Source organism: Variovorax sp. 01N425 (assembly GCF_056399465.1).
On sequence record NZ_JBFTRJ010000003.1, the window covers coordinates 386406 to 407268 of the forward strand.

General features: G+C 59.5%; 16 protein-coding genes and 1 pseudogene. 4 read left to right on the plus strand and 13 right to left on the minus strand.

All coding sequences use genetic code 11. The features are described 5' to 3' along the window. Genes AC1DSC_RS07405 through AC1DSC_RS07420 form a run of 4 tightly spaced genes read left to right on the plus strand, consistent with a single transcriptional unit; the run spans window position 1 to window position 6335 of the window. Window positions 1–639 carry a YjbF family lipoprotein gene (locus AC1DSC_RS07405; protein WP_436289126.1) on the plus strand — a complete coding sequence of 213 codons (639 nt, stop codon included), beginning with the start codon at window positions 1–3 and terminating at the stop codon, window positions 637–639. Continuing rightward, window positions 636–3608 (plus strand): YjbH domain-containing protein, encoded by a 2973-nt coding sequence (locus AC1DSC_RS07410; RefSeq protein ID WP_436298341.1) that lies wholly within the window; start codon window positions 636–638, stop codon window positions 3606–3608. The genes AC1DSC_RS07405 and AC1DSC_RS07410 overlap by 4 nt, the downstream gene beginning before the upstream one ends. A 31-nt stretch (window positions 3609–3639) precedes the next feature. Beyond that, a complete protein-coding gene (locus tag AC1DSC_RS07415) occupies window positions 3640–4074 on the plus strand; it encodes a low molecular weight protein-tyrosine-phosphatase (protein WP_027730615.1) in 435 nt (144 codons plus the stop codon). Further along, on the plus strand, window positions 4071–6335 hold the full coding sequence (locus tag AC1DSC_RS07420) for a polysaccharide biosynthesis tyrosine autokinase (RefSeq protein WP_436298340.1): 2265 nt from the start codon (window positions 4071–4073) through the stop codon (window positions 6333–6335). The genes AC1DSC_RS07415 and AC1DSC_RS07420 overlap by 4 nt, the downstream gene beginning before the upstream one ends. A gap of 54 nt (window positions 6336–6389) precedes the next feature. On the opposite strand, the gene AC1DSC_RS07425 is transcribed toward AC1DSC_RS07420, so the two are convergent. From AC1DSC_RS07425 to AC1DSC_RS07485, 13 genes and pseudogenes are all read right to left on the minus strand, one after another. Then, on the minus strand, window positions 6390–8387 hold the full coding sequence (locus AC1DSC_RS07425) for a polysaccharide biosynthesis protein (protein ID WP_436298339.1): 1998 nt from the start codon (window positions 8385–8387) through the stop codon (window positions 6390–6392). Then, window positions 8384–8788, minus strand: coding sequence for a VanZ family protein (locus AC1DSC_RS07430; protein WP_278881583.1), 405 nt, complete (start codon window positions 8786–8788; stop codon window positions 8384–8386). The genes AC1DSC_RS07425 and AC1DSC_RS07430 overlap by 4 nt, the downstream gene beginning before the upstream one ends. Continuing rightward, window positions 8785–9963 (minus strand): DegT/DnrJ/EryC1/StrS family aminotransferase, encoded by a 1179-nt coding sequence (locus AC1DSC_RS07435; RefSeq protein ID WP_436298790.1) that lies wholly within the window; start codon window positions 9961–9963, stop codon window positions 8785–8787. Before AC1DSC_RS07435 ends, AC1DSC_RS07430 begins: the two co-directional genes overlap by 4 nt. A 2-nt stretch (window positions 9964–9965) precedes the next feature. Continuing rightward, the gene (locus AC1DSC_RS07440) at window positions 9966–10628 is read right to left on the minus strand and encodes an acetyltransferase (protein ID WP_436298338.1); all 663 of its coding nucleotides are present in this window, start codon (window positions 10626–10628) and stop codon (window positions 9966–9968) included. Beyond that, entirely contained in the window at window positions 10625–11242 is a 618-nt protein-coding gene (locus AC1DSC_RS07445; RefSeq protein ID WP_436298789.1) for a sugar transferase, read from the minus strand. Before AC1DSC_RS07445 ends, AC1DSC_RS07440 begins: the two co-directional genes overlap by 4 nt. Before the next feature lie 99 nt (window positions 11243–11341). After that, window positions 11342–12475: pseudogene (locus AC1DSC_RS07450) on the minus strand (glycosyltransferase family 4 protein); the annotation flags it as partial. A 7-nt stretch (window positions 12476–12482) separates the two neighbouring features. Beyond that, window positions 12483–13619, minus strand: coding sequence for a non-hydrolyzing UDP-N-acetylglucosamine 2-epimerase (wecB, locus tag AC1DSC_RS07455; protein WP_436298337.1), 1137 nt, complete (start codon window positions 13617–13619; stop codon window positions 12483–12485). A gap of 24 nt (window positions 13620–13643) precedes the next feature. Next, window positions 13644–14771, minus strand: coding sequence for a UDP-2-acetamido-2,6-beta-L-arabino-hexul-4-ose reductase (wbjC, locus tag AC1DSC_RS07460; protein WP_436298336.1), 1128 nt, complete (start codon window positions 14769–14771; stop codon window positions 13644–13646). A gap of 4 nt (window positions 14772–14775) precedes the next feature. Beyond that, the gene (locus tag AC1DSC_RS07465) at window positions 14776–15828 is read right to left on the minus strand and encodes a polysaccharide biosynthesis protein (protein ID WP_436298335.1); all 1053 of its coding nucleotides are present in this window, start codon (window positions 15826–15828) and stop codon (window positions 14776–14778) included. Between the two features lie 13 nt (window positions 15829–15841). Further along, window positions 15842–16981 (minus strand): glycosyltransferase, encoded by a 1140-nt coding sequence (locus AC1DSC_RS07470; RefSeq protein WP_436298334.1) that lies wholly within the window; start codon window positions 16979–16981, stop codon window positions 15842–15844. After that, entirely contained in the window at window positions 16981–18207 is a 1227-nt protein-coding gene (locus tag AC1DSC_RS07475; RefSeq protein WP_436298333.1) for a glycosyltransferase, read from the minus strand. Before AC1DSC_RS07475 ends, AC1DSC_RS07470 begins: the two co-directional genes overlap by 1 nt. Further along, window positions 18207–19517 (minus strand): glycosyltransferase family protein, encoded by a 1311-nt coding sequence (locus AC1DSC_RS07480; RefSeq protein WP_436298332.1) that lies wholly within the window; start codon window positions 19515–19517, stop codon window positions 18207–18209. Before AC1DSC_RS07480 ends, AC1DSC_RS07475 begins: the two co-directional genes overlap by 1 nt. A gap of 38 nt (window positions 19518–19555) precedes the next feature. Beyond that, the gene (locus AC1DSC_RS07485) at window positions 19556–20818 is read right to left on the minus strand and encodes an O-antigen ligase family protein (RefSeq protein WP_478131791.1); all 1263 of its coding nucleotides are present in this window, start codon (window positions 20816–20818) and stop codon (window positions 19556–19558) included. Window positions 20819–20863 lie beyond the last annotated feature (45 nt).

The following is a 20863-nucleotide window of genomic DNA, read 5'->3' on the forward strand; positions in this document are numbered from 1 at the left end:
ATGCTTGCCACGGCCCGGCACCTCTATAACAACAACGCCTCGCCGTCGGACTCCCACACATTCCGTCCGGAATTCAGCTATTTGCGGGCCACGTTCGAAGGCCGCACCGTGTTTCTCGTGCTCGGATACGTCGACCCCCATCCCGAAGGTCCTACAGAGGTCTGGTACAGCGCCTCGGGTGAAACGGTGCGCCTGCGCCACGGGCGCCTGGTGGCCACGGCCGGCCTCACGACCGACTGGCGCGCCGTGCGCCTTGTCAACGCGCCTGCCTGGCCCTCCGCCACGGCCGCCGAGAGCACAGCGACTGCAACAACACGCTTCCAGCGCGAGCGCGACCTGATGCCCGGCTACCGCTCCGGCATACGCGACGACATCGAGCAGCGGCAAATCGCGCCGCCCACCGACAGCATGCTCGCCGGCCGGCCCGCGAGCTCGCTGCGCTGGGTCGAGGAGCGCAGCAGCACGCGTCCGGCCTCAGCCTCGCTGCCGCCGGCGCGCTTTGGCCTCGCCCAAGTTGGCGACAAGCTCGAGGCGGTGTATTCCGAGCAGTGCCTTTCCCGTGATCTGTGCTTGAGCTTCGAGCGGTGGAATCCCTCTGCGCCAGCCAACGTTGCCTCGACAAGCGCAGCTGGTTCATGAGACCCCCGCCCCCGCCCGGCCCCATCACCAACCCCTTCCGCCTCAGCCTGTTGGCCGCCGCGATCGTGTTGATGACTCCCTCCGCCCATGCCGCAGCCACCGACCGCCCTGTTGGCGGCGCTGCGCAAGTGCGCCCGGGCGAGCGGCTCAGCGACTGGCTGCTGCGCCAACCCGAAGATGCAGCCGGCCCCGGCCTCGCATGGCAGGTGCCGCAGGAGCTGCTCGCACAGCAGTACCTGAAAGAGTCGCTGCTGGTGCGGGTGGAAGCGGCCGTTCGATCGGCCTCGCCTGAAGAGCGGGCCTCGCGCGAGCAGCTCTTGTCCGTGCTGCAAAGCCTTCCGGCCACCGGCCGCGTGGCGCTGGGCATTGTCGACCCGCGCTGGCTGCAGGCGAATCCCGGGCAAGACCCGGTGCTGCGCGAAGGCCAGCGGCTCGCGGTGCCGCCCGCCCCGCTGCGCTCGGTCACCGTGGTGCAGCCCGACGGCAGTTTTTGCCAGGTGGCGCACGAAGGCGGCCGCTCGGTGCTCGACTACCTGGGCGCCTGTGGCCTGGGCAGCGGTGCCGACTGGGCCTGGATCGCCCAGCCCGACGGCCGCACCACCCGCGCAGGCATCGGCGCCTGGAATGCCGAGCCCGCCGACGAACCCGCGCCCGGCGCCTGGATCTGGGCCCCGCCGCGCCGCATGGCCGCCCTGGCGGACCTGTCGGAAGGCCTCATCAAGTTCCTTGCCGTGCAAGGCCCGTCGCCGCAGGAACCCACCACCACCGCGCCCCCGGCCGCCAACGCACCCGTGTTCGCCGCGCCCACCGTCGCCGCCACGCTCCCCGAGGCCGTGGCCTCGCAGCCGCGCCCGCTCGACATCAGCGGAAACGACTGGGGCGAAACCGGCCTGCTGCAAACGCCATCGGCCCGCATGGGCGTGGCCGGCGACACGCGCGCATCGCTCACGTCGATCTGGCCCTACACGCGGCTGAACGTGATGTTCCAGCCCCTCGATTGGATGGAGGCGGGCTTTCGCTACACCTCCATTTCCAACCGCGCGTACGAAGCCAGCACCACCGGCCAGTCGAACAAGGACAAGAGCATCGACATCAAGCTTCGGCTGCTCAAGGAAACCACCTTCGTGCCCGAGCTTGCGCTGGGCTTTCGCGACCTGGGCGGTACCGGCCTTTTCTCCGGCGAGTACCTGGTGGCAAGCAAGCGCTGGTACGACCTCGACTTCAGCCTTGGCATCGGCTGGGGCTACCTGGGCACAAGCGGCAACATCAGCAACCCCTTCAAGCTGCTGGGCAGCCGCTTCGACACCCGCGGCAACTCGAGCACCAGCCCAGGCAGGTTCGGCTCCTACTTTCGTGGCCCGGCCGCCCTCTTTGGCGGCGTGCAGTGGCGCACGCCGTGGGACCCGCTCACGCTCAAGCTCGAATACGAAGGCAACGACTACCAGAGCGAGCCGCAGAACAACAACCAGCGCCAGCGCTCGCCCTTCAACGTCGGCCTGTCTTACCAGGTGTCGCCCAAGGTCACGCTGTCTGCCGGCTTCGAGCGCGGCGACAAGTTCATGATTGGCCTCACGCTGTCGAGCAACCTGGCCGCGTCGCAGTCGCCCAAGCCGGCCGACCGGCCGCTGCCGGAATTCAGGCCCGAGGCCGCCCCGCGCTCCCCCGGCTGGGCCACCACTGCGGCCGAGATCGAGGCGCAGACCGAATGGATCGTCGAGCGCATTGCGCCCAAGGACGACGTGCTGCATGTGTGGGTGACCGACAGCAACACCGTCTACCGCACCGCGCGCGTCGAAAAAGCCATTGCGGTGCTCCACCACGATGCGCCGGACGCCATCAAGAGCTTTGTCTTTCACTACTCGGAGCGCGGGCTCGCGGTGCATGCACAGGCCATCGACCGTGCCGAATGGGTGGCGGCGCGCATCGAGGCCTTGCCGCCGCATGCGGCGCGGGCCGTATCCAAGCGCGACTACGAACCCGAGCTGGCCCGCCCCGACGACACGCGCAGCAGCCCCGCTCAGAACACCGCCGCCACCGAAGCCGCCGCCACTGAAACGAACGCCCCCTGGGTGCGCCCCCGCGACAAGTTCACCTTTGGCATTGCGCCCAGCTATGGCCAGATCGTCGGCGGGCCCGACGCCTTCCTGCTCTATCAGCTTGGCATCCAGGCCACCGCCGAATACCGCTTTACCCAGCGCACCTGGCTCAGCGGCGCAGTCAACCTGCGGCTGGCCGACAACTACGACAAGTTCACCTACACCGCGCCCAGCGAGCTGCCACGCGTGCGCACCTACCAGCGCGAGTACGTCACCTCCAGCCGCTTCACCATTCCGTCGCTGCAGCTCACGCATGTGGGGCAGCTGTCGAGCAACCACTACTACAGCGTGTATGGCGGCCTGCTCGAATCCATGTTTGCGGGCGTGGGCGCCGAATGGCTCTACCGGCCCGCGCGCTCGCCCGTGGCCTTTGGCGTGGACATCAACCGCGTGCGCCAGCGCGACTTCAACCAGGACTTTGGCCTGCGCGACTACAAGGTGACCACCGGCCACGCCACCCTTTACTGGGACACCGGCTGGAACGGCGTCATGGCCAAGATCAGCGCGGGCCAGTACCTTGCGGGCGACCGCGGCGTGACGCTCGAAGTCATCCGCCGCTTCGACAACGGCTTTGTGCTGGGCGCCTACGCCACCAAGACCAACGTCTCGTCAAAGCAGTTTGGCGAAGGCGACTTCGACAAGGGCATCTATCTTTCGATTCCGCTCGACGCGCTGCTGCCGCGGTCCAGCAAGTTTGCGCTGGGCTTTGCATGGTCGCCGCTCACGCGCGACGGCGGCGCGCGCCTGGGCCGCAGCAACACCCTTTATGAACTGACCTCCGTGCGCGACCAGGGCGCCTTCAACTTTGCGGCCCCGCCAGACAACAAGCCACGTGCCGGAGACAACATCTTGAATTTCGATCGCAGCCCATGAGCGTTTTTTCCTTCAAAGAAAGGCGGACACGTTGAAATCCGTTCTTGTCGTTTGCATCGGCAACATCTGCCGAAGCCCAATGGCGCATGTGCTGCTGGCCGATGCGCTGCCGGAGATCACCGTGTCGTCAGCCGGCACGGGTGCGTTGATAGGCCACCCCGCGGACCCCATTGCGCAGGAACTGATGGCCGCGCGCGGCCTTGACCTGAGCGCCCACCGCGCGCGCCAGATCACCCAGCCCATGTGCGTTCAGGCCGACCTGATCCTCACCATGGACGAGGGGCAGCGCCGCCACATCGAAACCACCTACCCGCTCACGCGCGGCAGGGTCTTTCGGCTTGCCGAAACCGCCAAGCTGAATATCCCCGACCCCTACCGCATGGGCCAGGAAGCCTTCGAGCACGCACTTCAACTCATCGACGCCGGCGTCAAGACATGGGCCGAACGGATTCGGCAATTCAAATGAACACTCCTGCTGTGACTACTTCCAATGCTGCGCGTGTCGGGCAGACTGCTGCGCCTTCGGTTGCGAGGCCGGACGAAGATGAGATCAATCTGAAAGAATGGTTCGACATCCTGATCGACCGAAAGTGGCTCGTTCTGGCTGTCACCGCACTAGCGCTAGCGCTCGGTGTGGCGTATGCCCTGCTATCCACCCCCGTCTATCAGTCCAACCTGCTGATCCAAGTCGAGGATGCTGCGCCTGATGCAAAGGGCTTCCTCGGCGAAGCCTCGAGCCTTTTTGACGTAAAGACACCAGCCACCGGCGAGATACAGGTCATCCGCTCACGGATGGTGCTGGGTGCGGCCGTGGACCAAACGCGTGCCTACATTGACGCTAGGCCGCGCTACCTCCCGATATTCGGCCGATGGCTGGCACGTCGGGCGGAGGGGCTTTCGGACCCCGGCTTCCTTGGCATCGGCGGCTACGTCAATGGCAAGGAACGCATCAGCGTCGCACGCTTCGACCTGCCGGTAGAACTCGAGGACGAAGCGCCCTTTCTGATCACGGCACAGGGCGAAGGCAGATACACGCTCAGGCATACGGAGCTGGACCAGCCGCTGAGCGGCACCGTGGGCCAGCCGCTGCACCATGCCCTCGGAGAGGGGGCAATCGATCTATTAGTCGATAAGCTCGAAGGAAAGCCAGGCGCGGAGTTCGTCGTGTTGCGCGCCTCGCAGTTACGCACCATTGAGGACCTGCAAAAGCGATTGCAACTCAGTGAACAAGGAAAGCAATCGAACGTGATCAGCGTGGCGCTTCAAGACAGCGATCGCGACCGGCTCTCCCGCATCCTCAACGCCATTGGCGAGCAGTACGTGCAGCAGAACGTGGAGCGCAAGGCAGCCGAGGCGCAAAAAACGCTGGCTTTCCTGGACGAGCAGTTGCCGGAGTTCAAGCGCCAGCTCGAAGCCTCTGAAGATGCCTACACACGTTTCCGCAATAAGAACGGCACCGTGGCCTTTGACGAAGAAGCAAAGGGCGTCCTAGCCCAGACCATCGAGCTCCAGACCAAACTACTCGAAGCCCAGCAGCGCCGCCGCGAGGTAGCGGCGCGTTTCACCGACGCCAACTCGCGCGTGAAGATCATCGATGGGCAGATTGCCGCTATCGAAAAAGAGATTGGCGGCCTCAACGCGCGTGTGAGCCGCATGCCCACGCTGCAGCAAGATGCGCTCCGCCTTGAGCGTGATGTGCGGGTGAACAGCGGCCTTTATCAGTCGCTGCAAAATAACGCACTGCAATTGCGTCTGGTGAAAGAAGGCAAGACCGGCAACGTGCGTCTGCTCGACAAAGCGGTGAAGACCAAGGAACCCATCAAACCGCAAAAGCCGCTCATCCTCGCAATAGCTCTGGCATTGGGTCTTTTAGCTGGTGCAGCGCTAGCGATCGTGCGCAGCAATTTTTTGGCGGGCATCCGGGACCCACAGGAGATCGAAGCTCATACCGGCCTTTCGGTTTATTCAGTCGTGCCCTTTACTCCCGAACAGACGACGCTCAACCAAAGCGTTGCAGCCGGCGCCAAGGGCATCCAGTTGCTGGCAGTGACCCATCCGGACAGTCCCCCCATCGAGGCATTGCGCAGCCTGCGCATCGCGCTTCAATTCGCCACGCTCGAAGCTGGCAACAACCGCGTGCTCATCACAGGCGCAACGCCAGGCATCGGCAAGAGCTTTGTTTCGGGCAACTTCGCGGCCATCATGGCGCACGCTGGCAAGCGCGTGCTGCTGATCGATGCCGACATGCGCAAGGGCCACCTGAACAAGCAGTTCGGCCTGCCGCGTGACGGCGGTCTTTCGGAACTGTTGGCTGGCGAGCTTTCGGCACAGCAGGCCATCCGCTCGCAGGTGCTGCCGAACCTTGACGTGCTGACCACCGGCAAGCTGCCGACCAACCCGGCCGACATGCTGATGTCGGAAACCTTCGTGCGCCTGCTCGACGTGCTTTCGGCGCAGTACGAGTTGGTCATCATCGATACGCCTCCGGTGCTGGTGGCTGCTGACACGGCCGCAGTGGCACCCTACATGGGCGCAGTGCTGCTGGTGGCCCGCGCGGATCAAACCCAACTTGGCGAACTCAACGAAAGCGCCAAGCGCCTCGCACATGCAGGCAAGGCGGTCAGCGGCGTGATCTTCAATGGCATCGACCTGACGCGGCGCCACTACGGCAGCCATGGCTACCGCTACGGTGGCTACAGGTACACCACTTACAAGTACAACGAATAAGCCCGCGCGTCGGGCGCGCGGTGCTGGGGCATGCCTCAGCACCGCAACAAAAGATCAGACGGAAGCGAGTACCGGCGGTGGCACCGCAACGCCGGAGGCTGCGGAATCATCAGGTGCAACCGATACCGGGGCGGGCAGCAGGTCATTCTGGCGTTCAAGCTCCATGTACACCCAGTCGACTACCTCTGCGTGTGGGCGGTAGCCACCCAGTAACTGTTGCAGCTTGCACTTGATTGCAGGCACATCGTTGCGCTCCAGCAGCGCACCCAGCTCATCGATCTGCCGGGTCAGCTCTTGCCAAGGCGGGCAGGCCTCGTGCGCCTTCATCACGCGCGGATGGGCGGTGGGCATCGCGTTGTCGCCAATCAGCAGCTCTTCATAAAGCTTTTCACCGGGCCGCAGCCCGGTGATCAGCAGCTCGATGTCGCCTTCGGGGTTTTGCGCATCGCACACTGTGCGGCCCGACAGTTCCACCAGGCGGCGCGCCAGGTCGATGATGCGCACGGGCTCTCCCATTTCCAGCACAAACACATCGCCGCCCTCGGCCATGGCGCCAGCCTGGATTACCAATTGCGCCGCTTCAGGAATGGTCATGAAGTAGCGCGTGATGTCTTCGTGCGTGAGCGTGATCGGCCCACCCGCTTCGATCTGCTGGCGGAACAGCGGCACCACCGAGCCGCTGGAGCCCAGCACATTGCCAAAGCGCACCATCGAAAAGCAGGTGCTCGGCTTCTGCTGGGCCAATCCCTGCAGCGTCATTTCGGCCAAGCGCTTGCTGGCGCCCATGATGTTGGTCGGCCGCACGGCCTTGTCAGTGCTCACCAGCACAAACTGGCCCACGCCATGGTCACGCGCCGCCAAGGCCGCTGTAAGCGTGCCCAGCGTGTTGTTGATCAGGCCTTCCACAGGGTTGTGTTCCACCAGCGGCACATGCTTGTAGGCCGCTGCGTGGTAGACCGTATTGGGCCGCCACACGCCCATGATCTGGCGCATGCGCGCCCCGTCGCACACGGAGGCCAACAGCGGCACCACGTTCAGCGCAGGCGCCTTTTGATCCAGCTCACGGTGAATGGCATAAAGCGCGTATTCGCTCCACTCCACCAACAGCAGCACCGAGGGCTTCAGCTGTGCAATCTGGCGGCACAGCTCACTGCCAATGGAGCCGCCCGCCCCCGTCACCAACACCACCTTGCCGCGCACATGGCGGTGCAGCAGGTCTTCGACCGGCGCCACTGGGTCGCGGCCCAGCAGGTCTTCGATGTCGACCTCCATCAGGTCCTTGACCTGTACCCGGCCCTGCGCCAGGTCGGCCATGCCAGGGAGCGTGCGCACGTGCAGGTGCAGCGACAAGAGCTCGTTCAGAATTTGCGCCCTGCGCCCTTGCGAGACCGAGGGCAATGCCAGCAGCACGTCGGTAATGCCTTGGGCGGCAGCATTGGCCTTGAGCCATGATGGCGCGTAGATGGGCAGGCCGTTGAGGGTGCGGCCCTGCAGATGCGGCGAATCGTCGACAAAGCTATGCACCACCATCTCAGGGCTGTGCGCCAGCGCCGCCGCCAACTGGCGCCCGGCCTTGCCGGCGCCGTAGATCACCACCTGCGGCAGCGTCTTGCTGCGCAACAGCTGCGAATACAGGCCGCCCAGCCAGTAGCGTGCAGCCAGGCGCGAAGCGCCCACGGTGAACAACAGCAGCGCAGGCACCAACAGGCCCACCGTGCGCGGAATGCCCTCCACGCCGACCAAGGTGAACATCATGACGTAGCCCACGCTGAACAAGGAGCAGGCTCGCCCAATTGCCATCAACGCCGCACTGCCGGCATACCGGAAGATCGCGCGGTACAGGCCCGTGATCACGAACAGCGGCAGCGCCAACATGATCGCGCCCGCTACCGCCAGCCAGTGCACGCCCGCCAGTTCTACCCACCTGTCGTAGCGCAGGCTGAGTGCCATCCACACGCACAGCACACACAGGCCGGCGTCCACCGACAACGCCAATACCCGCTTCAAGGGCCGTGGCATTGCCAACACAGGCTGGGCCAGACGATCGATCATGTGGATTCCCTCGGCAAATTCTTATCGCTACGCCGACGCTCCAGCAAGAACGCCAGGCCCGCGCCCAGCAGCAGCCCCACCCAATCCGCGAGCAGATCGGTAGCCTCGGCAACGCGATCAGGCGTCAACGATTGCAGCAGCTCGATGAGCCCGCCATAGGCCAGCAATGTGGTCAAGACGATGGCCGTGCGCCCCGGCCAAGCCAACTGGCCCAGCAGCCCCAGCACCGCAAAGCCCAAGGCGTGATTGCTTTTGTCCCAGCCAGTCGAAGGCAAGGCAGAGGCCACCGAGGACGGGGCCAAGCTCAACACCAGCAGCGCGAGCATTGCCAAGGCCAGCAGCCAGCTCCACACCGCGGCACCGGGCCGGGGCCACCAACTGGGCGCTGCATGGAAGTTCATGTGGCGCTCGCTTCTTTCAGCACTTGCCCAATGGCCGCGCAGCTGGCGTCCATTTCCGCCGCTGTGAGCGTTGGATGCACCAGGAACATGACGCTGGTTTCACCCAGCGCGCGTGCCACGGGCAGGCGCTCCGCCGGCCGCCAGTCGGTGCCATCGAAAGCCTTCTCCAGGTAGACCTCCGAGCAGGAGCCCTGGTAACAGGGCACGCCCAGCGCCTGAATGGCGTTCACGATACGGTCGCGGTTCCAGCCGGGGGCCAGCCGCTCGGGCTGAACGTAGGCATAGCACTTGTAGTGCGCATGTACGCTGCCTGCGGGCAAGACTGGCACACGCACTGCCGCGTGCGGGCGGCAGGCCGCCCACAGCGCTTCTGCATGTCGCGTGCGCAGCGCGGTCCAGTCGGCCATGCGGCGCAACTGGATGCGGCCGATCACAGCCTGCATCTCCAGCATGCGCCAGTTGGTGCCGAAGCTTTCATGAAGCCAACGAAAACCGGGCGGATGCTCGCGCTTGAACACCGCATCGTGGCTCTTGCCGTGGTCCTTGAACTCCCACATGGCGCGCCAGAGCGACTCGTCGTTGGTGGTGACCATGCCGCCCTCGCCGCCCGTGGTCATGATCTTGTCTTGGCAGAAGGACCAGGCGCCCACGTGCCCGATGGAGCCGACCGCCCGCCCCTTGTAGCGCGAGCCGTGTGCCTGTGCGCAGTCTTCGATGACCTTGAACCCATGCTGTTCGGCCAGTGCCATGATCGGGTCCATGTCGCAAGACCAGCCGCCCAGGTGCACGCATATCACTGCGCGCGTCCGCGGGGTGAGCACCCGCGCAATGGTGGCCGCCGATAGGTTGCCGCTGTCGGCCTCGACATCCGCGAACACCGGCGTGGCACCTGCATTGACCACGCAAGAAACGCTTGCCATGAAGGTGCGCGGTGTAACCACCACTTCATCGCCCGGGCCGATGCCCAACGCCTTCAGGGCCACGTCCAACGCCAATGTGCCATTGGCCAGCGCCACGGCATGCGCGGTGCCCGTCCACGAAGCAAACTCCTTTTCGAACTCGCGGCATTCCTGCCCGGTCCAGTAGTTGACCTTGTTGGAGAGCAGCACGCGCTGCACGGCTTCGGCCTCTTCGGCGGTGAAGCTGGGCCAGGGAGAGAACGAGGTATTCAGCACAATCAACCTTTGGAAGAAAAGAGGCGGGCCGGATTGCCGATCACCGTGGCGCCGGCTGGCACATCACGCGTGACAACGGCACCCATGCCCACGACGGCGCCGCGCCCAATGACCAATGGCTTGCCCGGACGGCCTTGCTTGATGACCGCGCCCGAACCGATGTAGGCGTGGTCTTCGATGACCACATTGCCGTTGCACTTGGCGCCCGGCGCAAAGGTGACAAAGTCGCCGATCACGCAGTCGTGCTCGACGTAGCTATAAAGGTTGGCGTGAAAATGTCGGCCGATACGGATGTTGGACGTGAGCGTGACGAAGGGGCTCAGGGCCGCACCCTCGCCCAGTTCCACGTCGTCCATGCGCACCACGTTGCTCGCGCTCACAGTCCAGGCGCGTACGCCATCCGCCTTGCAGCGCCCGGCCAATTGCTCGCGCACCTTGCTGTTGGCAATGGCCAGAACGACATGGCGCTCGCTCGCCTCTTGCTGCAGGAATTCCGCGTAGCGCAGCACCCGCTGACCATTGACCACAGGTTCGGCGGGTTGGTCATCTATGAAAACAAGCCGCGTTCCAGCAATGCATTGCCCTGCCAGCTGCGCACGCGCCAGCGGCATCACGCCACGGCCGCAGCCGCTCGCGCCGTAGACCGCGAACAAGGGTTGCGTCATGACTCACCTCCGTGCGAAGCAGCGGCAGAAGAGCCGGTGAAGCGCGGCATGGTTGCCTCGCCCGCCGCAGAGATTCCGTCGCGAACCAGCACCTTGCGCACCGTGAGCCAGAGGATCTTGATGTCGAGCCACAACGTGCGGTTGTCGACGTACCAGACGTCGAGCTTGAATTTTTCTTCCCAACTAAGTGCATTGCGGCCGTTGACCTGCGCCCAGCCGGTGATGCCGGGGCGCACTTCATGGCGGCGTGCCTGCTCCACGGAGTAGAGAGGCAGGTATTCCACCAACAAGGGGCGCGGCCCAACCAGGCTCATCTCGCCCTTGAGCACGTTCCAGAGTTCGGGCAGTTCATCGAGGCTGCTCGAACGCAGGAAGCGGCCAAATGGCGTGAGCCGCTCTGCGTCCGGCAACAACTGCCCGCTGGCGTCGCGCGCATTGGTCATGGTGCGGAACTTGATCAGTTCGAAGGGCCGCCCCTCCCGCCCCGGCCGGACCTGCCGGAAGAACGCGGGCTTGCCGAGCTTGCGGCTCACTTGCCAGGTAAGGAGCGCAAGAGGAGCAGCAAACAGCAGCAACGCTGTCGCAGCCAAGAAGACATCGAACATGCGCTTCAAGTCGAATGCCTTTTTGGCGCCCAGCCGCTTGAAGAGCCTGCCGAAGCGCTCCACGCCAATCCGCAGTGACAGTTGCTCGCGATAGTGGCGCTGTGCCTTCGCGCCCATCTCCGCCAAGGCTTCCGGGTCCATTGCAGCCAATGCTTCGGCAGAGGCCACCAACGCCTGCGGATCTTCAGACGCAGCAACAACTCCGCCTCCAGACTCCCTCACCAGATCGGCGGCATCGCCATCCACCGCCATCAACAAAGGCTTGCCTGCGGCCATATAGGCCTGCGTCTTGGATGGAATGGTGATTTCGAACAGCGGATCTTTGCGCAGATGCACGAGCAATGCATCGGCCGCATTCAGCAGGGTGCCCACTTCGGCCATGGGCACAGGCGGCAAGAACACGACATTGCCGAGGCGCAATTCCGCAGCACGCTCAACGAGGCGACTCACCTCTACACCGCCGCCGAGCAGCACAAAACAAACACGAGACTCGCGTTGTTGCAGCAGCAGCGCCGCGTCCAGCACGGCATCCAAAGCCTGCGCCTTGCCCATATTTCCGGCAAACAAGATCCGGAATTTTTCGGCGCTGGGGAACGCGGCTGGCAGTTGCCCCTGAGGCGTGGTCAGCGAGGCCTCATCGGCCCAGTTGTAGATCACGTCTATCTTTGCCTCGGGCACATCGCGCTGCACCAGCAGTTTCTTGAAGCCCGGCGAAAGCACGGCAATGTGATCCACGCGCCTGTAGACCCACTTGCAGACTGAGGCCACGATACCCAGCGCTCGCTCGTTATTGAGCATGCCGGTTGCCCGCAAGGTGTCTGGCCACATGTCCTGGATGTCATAGACAACAGGAATACGACGAAGAAGGCGGATCAATCCGGCTGCCACGCCCACAGTCAACGGCGGATGGTAGGCGTACATCACCGCAGGGCGCTTAGCAAAGAGCAAGCCGTAGATGGACACAGACGCCGCGAAGCTTGCGTAGTTCAACACCCGCTTGATGGCGGATTGGCCATGATCTGGGTAAAGCGGCAACCGAGTGACCTGCACGCCATCTATCACCTCACGCTGCAGCCACTTGATGCGATAGCCCGGATACACCTGTCCACCCGGGTAGTTGGGAAAGCCCGTGACCACCTCCACCTCGAACCCCTGGCGCACGAGTTCGCGCGCGAACACGATGCCCTTGAAGGTTGGTTCGGGATCGAACCATTGGGTCAGCAGAAGTACACGGACGGCCATGATGGAGTCAGTACTTCTTCCAGACGACGCGATTCACGTAGTCGGTGTAGCTGTGGATGATGCGCAGCACCTTGTCCGAGACATTCGGCATGCTGTAGTCCGCAACCTGGCGCAAGCCGCGCTGATCACCGCGGGGCTGGGTCTGGAGAATGGCCAACCCTTGGCGCACACGAGCAACCTCAAGGCCCACCATCATTACAGCGCCCTCTTCCATTCCTTCAGGTCGCTCGTGGGCCTCGCGCAGGTTGAGCGCCGGAAAGTTCAGGATAGACGACTCTTCATTGATGGTGCCGCTGTCGGAGAGAACCGCACGGGCAGACATCTGCAGCTTGACGTAGTCGTGAAAGCCCAGAGGCTTGAGCAGCCGAACGTTGGCATGAAAGCGCGCTCCGGTGGCATCAATGCGCTTCTGGGTACGGGGGTGTGTCGAGACGATCACCGGCAAGTCATGATCTTCAGCAACGGCATTGAGCACGTCGACCAGCTTTGCAAAAGACTGGGAAGACTCGATGTTCTCCTCACGATGGGCGCTGACCACAAAATATTGGCTTGCCCCAAGGTTCAGCCGCGTGAGCACATCGGATGCATCGATGTTCGGGCGGTAGTGAGAAAGCACTTCGAACATCGGACTGCCAGTCTTGATGACCAGGTCTGGCGGCAGGCCTTCGCGCAGCAGGTAGTCGCGGGCAATGGTGCTGTAGGTCAGATTCACATCGGCCGTGTGGTCCACGATGCGCCGGTTGGTCTCTTCTGGCACGCGCTGGTCGAAGCAGCGGTTGCCGGCTTCCATGTGAAAGATCGGAATCTTGCGGCGTTTGGCCGGAATGACCGACAGGCAGCTGTTGGTGTCGCCCAGCACCAGCATGGCCTCTGGCTGCTCCTGTCCAAGCACCTTGTCCACCGCAATGATGAGGTTGCCGATGGTATGCGCCGCACCCGTCGAATCTGCCGCACTGTTCAAGAAATGATCGGGCTTGCGAACGCCAAGGTCGTCAAAGAAAACCTGATTGAGTTCGTAGTCGTAGTTCTGGCCGGTATGCACCAGCACATGCTCGCAATGCTCGTCCAGCCGGGCCAGCACACGCGACAGGCGGATGATCTCGGGCCGGGTGCCGACCACGGTCAAGACTTTGAGTTTTTTCATGGGATCAATCAAAAGTCGTGGGGCCTACAACGGGCAGGCGAAGGTGTCTGGTCGCGCGCGATCGAATACCTCGTTGGCCCAGAGCATCACCACCATTTCATCTGTGCCAACGTTGGTAATGTCGTGCGTCCAGCCCGGTACGGTCTCGACGATTTCAGACTTGTCGCCCGCGGTGACCAGTTCGTGCGCTTCGCCGGTTTGCATGTGCCGGAACTTGAAGCGTGCTTGCCCCTTGATGACCAGGAACTTCTCGGTCTTGCTGTGGTGGTAGTGGCCGCCTCGTGTGATGCCGGGATGGGCGGTAAAGAACGAGAACTGGCCGGCGTCTGGCGTCTTGAGCATTTCGACGAACACGCCGCGAGCGTCTCCGTATTGCGGCACTGGGTATGCAAAGGACTCGGGCGGCAGGTAGCTCACATAGGTTGAATAGAGCGCCCGCACCAGCCCGGTTCCCACGCGATCGGTCATGAGCGTATTGCGGCTATCCCTGAACGACTGAATCTGCCTAGCCAGTTCGCCCACCGTGGTGGTGTACTGCGGCGCCACCGCAGCAAAACCATCCGCGTTTACCGCGGCATCTGCGCCATCCATCAACTGAATGAAACGTTCGATGACGTCATCCACGTACACCAGGGTGACGGGCGCCGATGGGTCATTGACCTGGATAGGGAGGCCGCGCGAAATGTTGTGGCAGAAGGTAGCCACGGCCGAGTTGTAGTTGGGCCGGCACCATTTGCCGAACACATTGGGTAGCCGAAAGAGATGTACCGGAATGCCGTGGCTCCGGGCGGCTGCCCCCAGCGCTTCTTCCGCACCGCGTTTGCTGCGGCCGTAGGGGTTGTCGAAACTGGCCTGCGTGGACGAGGTGTAGACGATGGGCACCTTCTTGCCCGTGGCGTCAGCTACGGCGCAGATGGCGCTGCACAAGCTTTGCGTGAGCCCTGCGTTGCCGCTAGTGAATTCCTTGGGATCTTGAGGACGATTGACCCCCGCAAGATGGAACACGAAATCCACCCCCTGCAGCAGTGCAGGCAACTGTTCCACACCGTCGTCACGGGTAAAGCAGACTACCTGCACATCCTTGCGCTCGGCCAAATGCAACTGCAGGTTCTTGCCGACAAAGCCACCCGCGCCTGTGATCACCACCTTCATGTGCTTACTCCTGCACCAAGGCGGGTTCACCACGGGCAATGCGCTGCATGAAGTCGAGCTTCAGCAGAAGCTTCTTCATGCCTTCCACATCGAGCCGAGTGGTGTTGTGCGAGTTGTAGTCCTCACCATGGGTGCTGCGGGTGATGCGTTCTTCGCCCTCTTCCACGTACTTGGCGTAGTTCAGGTCGCGCCCATCCGGAGGCACACGGTAGTAGTCGCCTTGATCTTCAGCGCAGGCCATTTCCTCTCGGCTCAGCAGCGCTTCATAGAGTTTCTCTCCGTGGCGCGTGCCGATCTCAAGCACCTCGTGATCGGGCTTGCGCATCACCTCCAAGATCGCCTGAGTCAGCACCCGCACAGTGGCTGCTGGTGCCTTCTGCACAAAGATGTCACCGTTAGTTCCGTGCTCGAAGGCATGCAGCACGAGTTCGACTGCGTCTTCGAGCGTCATCATGAAACGGGTCATGGACGGATCTGTCACGGTAATGGGCTTGCCCGCCCGCACTTGCTCTACAAACAGGGGAATGACGGAGCCGCGGGAGGCCATGACGTTGCCGTAGCGGGTGCCGCAAATGACGGTATTTGTACTCTCCAGATTTCGACTGGCAGCGACCATCACCTTTTCCATCATGGCTTTGCTGATGCCCATGGCATTGATGGGATAGACAGCCTTGTCGGTGCTGAGGCACACGACACGTTTAACCCCGGCGGCGATTGCCGCCTCTAAGACGTTTTCGGTGCCGAGCACATTCGTGCGCACCGCTTGCATAGGGTGGAATTCGCAAGAGGGCACCTGCTTGAGCGCCGCGGCGTGGAAGACATAGTCAACACCACGCATGGCGGCGTTTACGCTGCGCGAATCACGCACATCGCCGATATAGAACTTGAGCTTTGGATGGTGATAGCGCTTGCGCATGTCATCTTGTTTTTTCTCGTCACGGCTAAAAATGCGAATTTCCCCGATGTCTGTGGAGATAAAGCGATTGAGCACCGCATTGCCAAAAGAACCGGTGCCGCCGGTTAGAAGCAAAGTCTTTTTAAAGAAATTTTCGGCCATATAAATTAGTTCTTCATTTAATGGAGGCAAGAAACAAACGAACGCGCTCCGCGCACTCCGTCCAGCTCGCAGGAAATTTGCTCATACGCTCGCGGCCTTCTGCAATTAATTGACTTTGCAGTGACCGGTTGCCGGATAAAAATTCAATAGCGTGGGCCCACCGCTCTGCATCATGGGGATCGACATAAATCGCCGCTTCCCCACATAGATCTCGCGCATAAGGTAGATCGGCAACAATCTGGGGCAAGCCCCACTCCATGGCTTCCAAGTGCGACGAGCTCAAAGATTCAAGAACGCTTGGCATTACGCATGCATCGCAATTTGCGTACAGAGATCTGAGATGGGTCTTATTTACCCAGCCCAAGGCGAGAAGATGGCCATCGCGGATCAGTCGACGTGCAGAATCACCTCCCCAATTAATCGCCGCCTCTTCATCAATGGTGAGAATAAGCCGGTGATTTTTCCCTCGATTCTTTAGAATTTCAAACGCTCGAATTATTACGGCGTGATTTTTATGTGGCACAGACGTCGCAACATAAAGCCAATTGAAATCAACTGCTATTGGGTGCCGATCCAATCGGCCGACAATGTCAGGCGGAAGCGATTCGAAAGCAACATCTTGCTCTGCCTCTACTGCCTTCGGCACAATCGCAATAGGATATTTTTCCCCGCAAAGATCTGCAACATATTTCGACATCAACGACGTTTGCACAATAATTCCACTGGCAGCCCGCGACGAAAGACGAAAGAATAATCTGAGCAAAACTACCCGAAATCTACTTCCCGGATGCGTCTTAGTGACGGCTCTGGGGTATATCTGGTGTGCGTTATTTAATGAAAGAACAGCTGGGATTTCTCCTTTGACGTAGGTGCCAAGGTTAAGGGACCACACAATATCTGCTTGTGCCTTTTTTGCTATGTTATTAAGCCCTACGCAACCCAACCATAGCCGCACCAACTCCTTAAATCTTCCTTCACGAAGCCCAATAACTTCCACGTTAGGTGCACCCCCCAACTGTTGAAGAGTTGACTTATTAGAGCAAACAATTGTTATGTGATCTTCGGGAAATCTTTCCAAGTACGCCTGCAAAAGCAAAGCAAAATTTGCGAGTCCGCCTCCCCCACCACTATAATATTGGAACACAATTCGCATTATTGACAATCTTCAATGAATTTCCGAAGATCATCGCGATAAACTTCGTAGTGAAAATTCTGTCTTGCACACCGCTTCGCTGCCTCCCGCATTTCGAATAATTTCTTCCCATCCAAGGCAAGCGCACGTCTTAAACCCGCAATCACTGACTCGTAGGCTTCGTCAATGACCAGTATTCCTTCGATTCCATCATTTATATAAACGGGAACATCACCGATCGAATTGGCGATTATCGGAACGCCGGCCGCAAGACTTTCAACAAGCTTTGTTGAGAATCCAGCATGCGAAGACCGACGTTGCGGTCGAAAGAGAATGGAGAAATCCGCTTGCCGCAGCAAAGCGGGGACTTTCGATTGCGCAATTCGGCCGTGAAAAATTACCCTACCACGAAGTCGATGGAGCAATTCGCGATCACCATTTACAGTCGTCAATACTTCCGCTTCAGATGGCCCGACGAGATCCAAACTAATTTGAAAGCCTTCCTTACAAAGAGCATCAAGACTCAACAGTACCGCACGGAGAACATCCTTCTTTCCAGGCACACCCGCATACACCAATCGCAATCTCGGTGCTATTTTTTTCTCTCTTTCGCCCTGTGTTGGCTCCGCAACCCACTTTGAATCTGTCAAATCCACTGTTGGAGGCACAAGCAGAACGTGGCAACCTTTCCGTTCATAAACTCCACGCAATAATCGGCTAATCGAAATGATTTGCCCAATCCATGGATTTATGAGCCGCATCCGTAATTCGCTTTCCATCGCGGCGATTCCCCATTTTCCGCCGGGCAAAGAATCAGGGTCATACCACTCAGTACAGTCGGCGATTAGTTTTATGTTTCTTTTCCAACAGAAGAACTTCAACAGGGAAAGATAAATAACTCCCCCATGATATGAGATGACGGCATCAATCTTATTTTCATCGGAGTACCGTCGCAACCAACCTATCGCCCCCACCCCCATCGTCAGATACTTGAGTAAACGAGAAATTGGGTTAAGCCTTTTCAGCCTAAATTGATTTTGCGAAGAATAATAAAATCCTTGGTAGGAAAACTTTCCCTCATCGCACCTATCCTCCGACCGTCCATTTTCTTCCCAGCCGGCAAAATGAACTTCATAGCCACTTTGTCGAAGCGTTTTCCCAATACCAAGAACTCGCGCCGCCGCCGCATCACCCTCAGGAAAACGAAAAGTTCCCATAATGACAACTTGCTGCCTGTGTTCAAGCATCAGTTCAATCCCCGACGCTCGACGAGTACGGCACGCGACAGTGCTGTCTTAAAGGCAGATCGAACATGTTCGCTTAAATGACGCTCCTTTGCTAGATTCAGGGCCGCCAAACCCAGTTCCTTACGCCAACTGTCATCTGCGACGAGCCTTTTAACTGTCGAAAGCAAAACCGATTTATCGCCGCCGTTAACAGAGATACCTACTTTCGAGTCACTGATATATAAAGAGGAGGCAGAGGCTGCGGGGCCGTATGCAAGTATTGGCAAGCCTCCTGCAAGGTATTGCGGAATCTTTGTTGATACGGAGAAGCGGGTATATCGAGCGACATTTGGCTCGGTCGACTCCACGTGGATGGCAACGTCACATCCCTTTAGTGTTTCAGCAATTTCGCTAGCGGCGACGCTACCGCAGTATTGGACGAACGGGCTAATTTCAGCAAGCTGCACGGCCTTTTCTTTATCAGATTCAGGCGCATATATGAGCAGCTTCGCAACAAAAAAGCTTTGATTAATGTTAGACAGTATGTCTATCAGGTCCAAGATCGCCTGATCTCGGCGCAAATGCAGTCCCCCAACATAAACAAATACCAATGGCTTTTTCGAGTCACGCACGAATTTCTTGCCGTCTAGAATTTCAGCAACAGGATTCATAAAAGGAAGGAAATCACATCCAAACTTCCTTGAGTATTCTTCAGCCATCAGATCGCCAATGGCCATTCCGAATGGCACGCGCTCGAAAAGGCGCCGAACTGTCCAATTAAGCACCTCACGGTGCAGGCGCGTTCCAGTGCTTTTGTCGGGCACAGAATACGTCGCGAGCCAATCATCCATAAAGTGCGGAACGATAGGCACGCGAAGTCGACGCCCTAACTCATGCACAAGCCGCGTAATTCGTATGTTTCCGAGAAGTGAATAGATAACGTCAGGCTGGAACTCTTCGATCTGCTTAGCTACGGCTGCTGGAAGGTGATAAGGCAAGAAATCGAGTAGAGGAGCGCTTCCGTACTGAAGCTTTGTACGTATATTTTTTTTGCGGGGCGCTTTATTTGGAACCCCAGCCTCAGCTTTAACAGCTACTCTTGTGTCCCCTCTCGTGCGTCGGGCCAAGAATGCAAATGGCAACAGATCGCGCGCGGTCAATCGAGAACTGAATTTGAATTTATCCGGATTCGTCGGAAGATTAGCTGTATATATTTGCGAAATCGAATCACGCGGCCAATCTCCGAAAAGATTTGAAACCGTAATTCCAGTGGCTGAGACGTCACTCAGTGGCTCGCCGTTGACGATTAGAACTTTAGGAAATTCGTGCATTTGAATAAATGTTCTCGTTCAGGCCTCGAGTTCGCGCTTCACATCGAGCTTGAACGAGCAGATCGCGCCGCAAGGGCTTCCAAGTGATGCGACTTATAGGGAGGATGAAGGCCTGCATATTGGGCTGACTCCGCCTCTTTAGGCATATGCTTGGTCGCCCCTAACATCCACCCAAAGGCGAACCATGCCGGTGCGGCAAACTCCCATACTCCGGTTAATGCCATTGGAGCCCAAACAAGAAAGAGCAAAATTCCGCCAGTTCTCGCCACCATGTTTTCCGCTTTTAGCAACCTTCGAAGGATTAGGTAAAGGGTTCGAAAATATAGAAAAACCCCTACTAGCCCGCTTTCGACTGCGATGGTGAGAAGAACGTTGTGAACCGGAATTTCCAAGGGACTTATTTCCTGAAACGCATAGGCCCCAATACCCAGAATAGGATTTGAATACAGTTCGGCGAGTGCGAACGGCCAAAGCTCCTCGCGGCCAGAGAAGTCGATTTCCCATCTTTCATTGCCAAGATAAGCAAACAGATCCAATCTTTGCCTTACCTCAAAAGGCAAAAAGTCGAATATGAAAAAGAGGAGGAATCCGATCATCAGCATGACCAGCAAAGCTTTACCAAGATTACGGCGAGCTTTTGTCAATGCATAGAAGAAAAGAGCAGCGAGCACACCCGATAAAGCCCCACGGGATCCAGAGAACATGATGGCGATTAGCCCAAGCCCCAAAAAAGCCAGCAGCATGTAATTTGTCAGAATGCGACCCGGCCTATTTAGAATTAATGTTATGGCAATCGGAAGGGCAGTAGACACGGCATAGGCCACATAATTTGCATTCAGTTCACCAACAGTAGAGCGCGCATCAATGGCGCTACTTGGAATGAACGAAAACCCATTAAAAATAACCACGAGTGCGGCAATCGAGCACCCTCCCACGTAAGCTAGGCCAAGAAACCTCCACCAGGGAGCGTTTCTTCCGACTCGAAACGAACACGACATTAGCGCAAATGCCAAACAATATGACAATATTGCGGAAAATGTGCGCTGCGGAGCGATTGACCAGAAGAATGAAAGACTTACCCATATCAAGAATAGGCCGGCCGCTAATTCAATGCGCGACGGTATTTTCACTGGACCTCGAGCGAAACTCGAAATTGCAAATGAACCCACCGCAAACGCCACAAGCACGATCCAGTAGGGATAACCCACGGGGCCTGCGTCAGGCGCAAAGCTAATGAGAAACACGGCAGCACCGGCAGCAAGAAGTCCGATGCGAGAAAATAGCTGCCCTAGACTTCGCATAGTGACTCGAAATTCTCTCTTTTTTCAAGCAGTCCACAATAGAGT

Excerpts from the sequence above, each read along its gene's own strand:
- AC1DSC_RS07405 (WP_436289126.1), top strand. The coding sequence starts at position 1 with ATGCTTGCCACGGCCCGGCACCTCTATAACAACAACGCCTCGCCGTCG.
- AC1DSC_RS07410 (WP_436298341.1), top strand. The coding sequence starts at position 636 with ATGAGACCCCCGCCCCCGCCCGGCCCCATCACCAACCCCTTCCGCCTC.
- AC1DSC_RS07420 (WP_436298340.1), top strand. The coding sequence starts at position 4,071 with ATGAACACTCCTGCTGTGACTACTTCCAATGCTGCGCGTGTCGGGCAG.
- AC1DSC_RS07425 (WP_436298339.1), bottom strand. The coding sequence starts at position 8,387 with ATGATCGATCGTCTGGCCCAGCCTGTGTTGGCAATGCCACGGCCCTTG.
- AC1DSC_RS07430 (WP_278881583.1), bottom strand. The coding sequence starts at position 8,788 with ATGAACTTCCATGCAGCGCCCAGTTGGTGGCCCCGGCCCGGTGCCGCG.
- AC1DSC_RS07440 (WP_436298338.1), bottom strand. The coding sequence starts at position 10,628 with ATGACGCAACCCTTGTTCGCGGTCTACGGCGCGAGCGGCTGCGGCCGT.
- wecB (WP_436298337.1), bottom strand. The coding sequence starts at position 13,619 with ATGAAAAAACTCAAAGTCTTGACCGTGGTCGGCACCCGGCCCGAGATC.
- wbjC (WP_436298336.1), bottom strand. The coding sequence starts at position 14,771 with ATGAAGGTGGTGATCACAGGCGCGGGTGGCTTTGTCGGCAAGAACCTG.
- AC1DSC_RS07465 (WP_436298335.1), bottom strand. The coding sequence starts at position 15,828 with ATGGCCGAAAATTTCTTTAAAAAGACTTTGCTTCTAACCGGCGGCACC.
- AC1DSC_RS07470 (WP_436298334.1), bottom strand. The coding sequence starts at position 16,981 with ATGCGAATTGTGTTCCAATATTATAGTGGTGGGGGAGGCGGACTCGCA.
- AC1DSC_RS07475 (WP_436298333.1), bottom strand. The coding sequence starts at position 18,207 with ATGCTTGAACACAGGCAGCAAGTTGTCATTATGGGAACTTTTCGTTTT.
- AC1DSC_RS07480 (WP_436298332.1), bottom strand. The coding sequence starts at position 19,517 with ATGCACGAATTTCCTAAAGTTCTAATCGTCAACGGCGAGCCACTGAGT.
- AC1DSC_RS07485 (WP_478131791.1), bottom strand. The coding sequence starts at position 20,818 with ATGCGAAGTCTAGGGCAGCTATTTTCTCGCATCGGACTTCTTGCTGCC.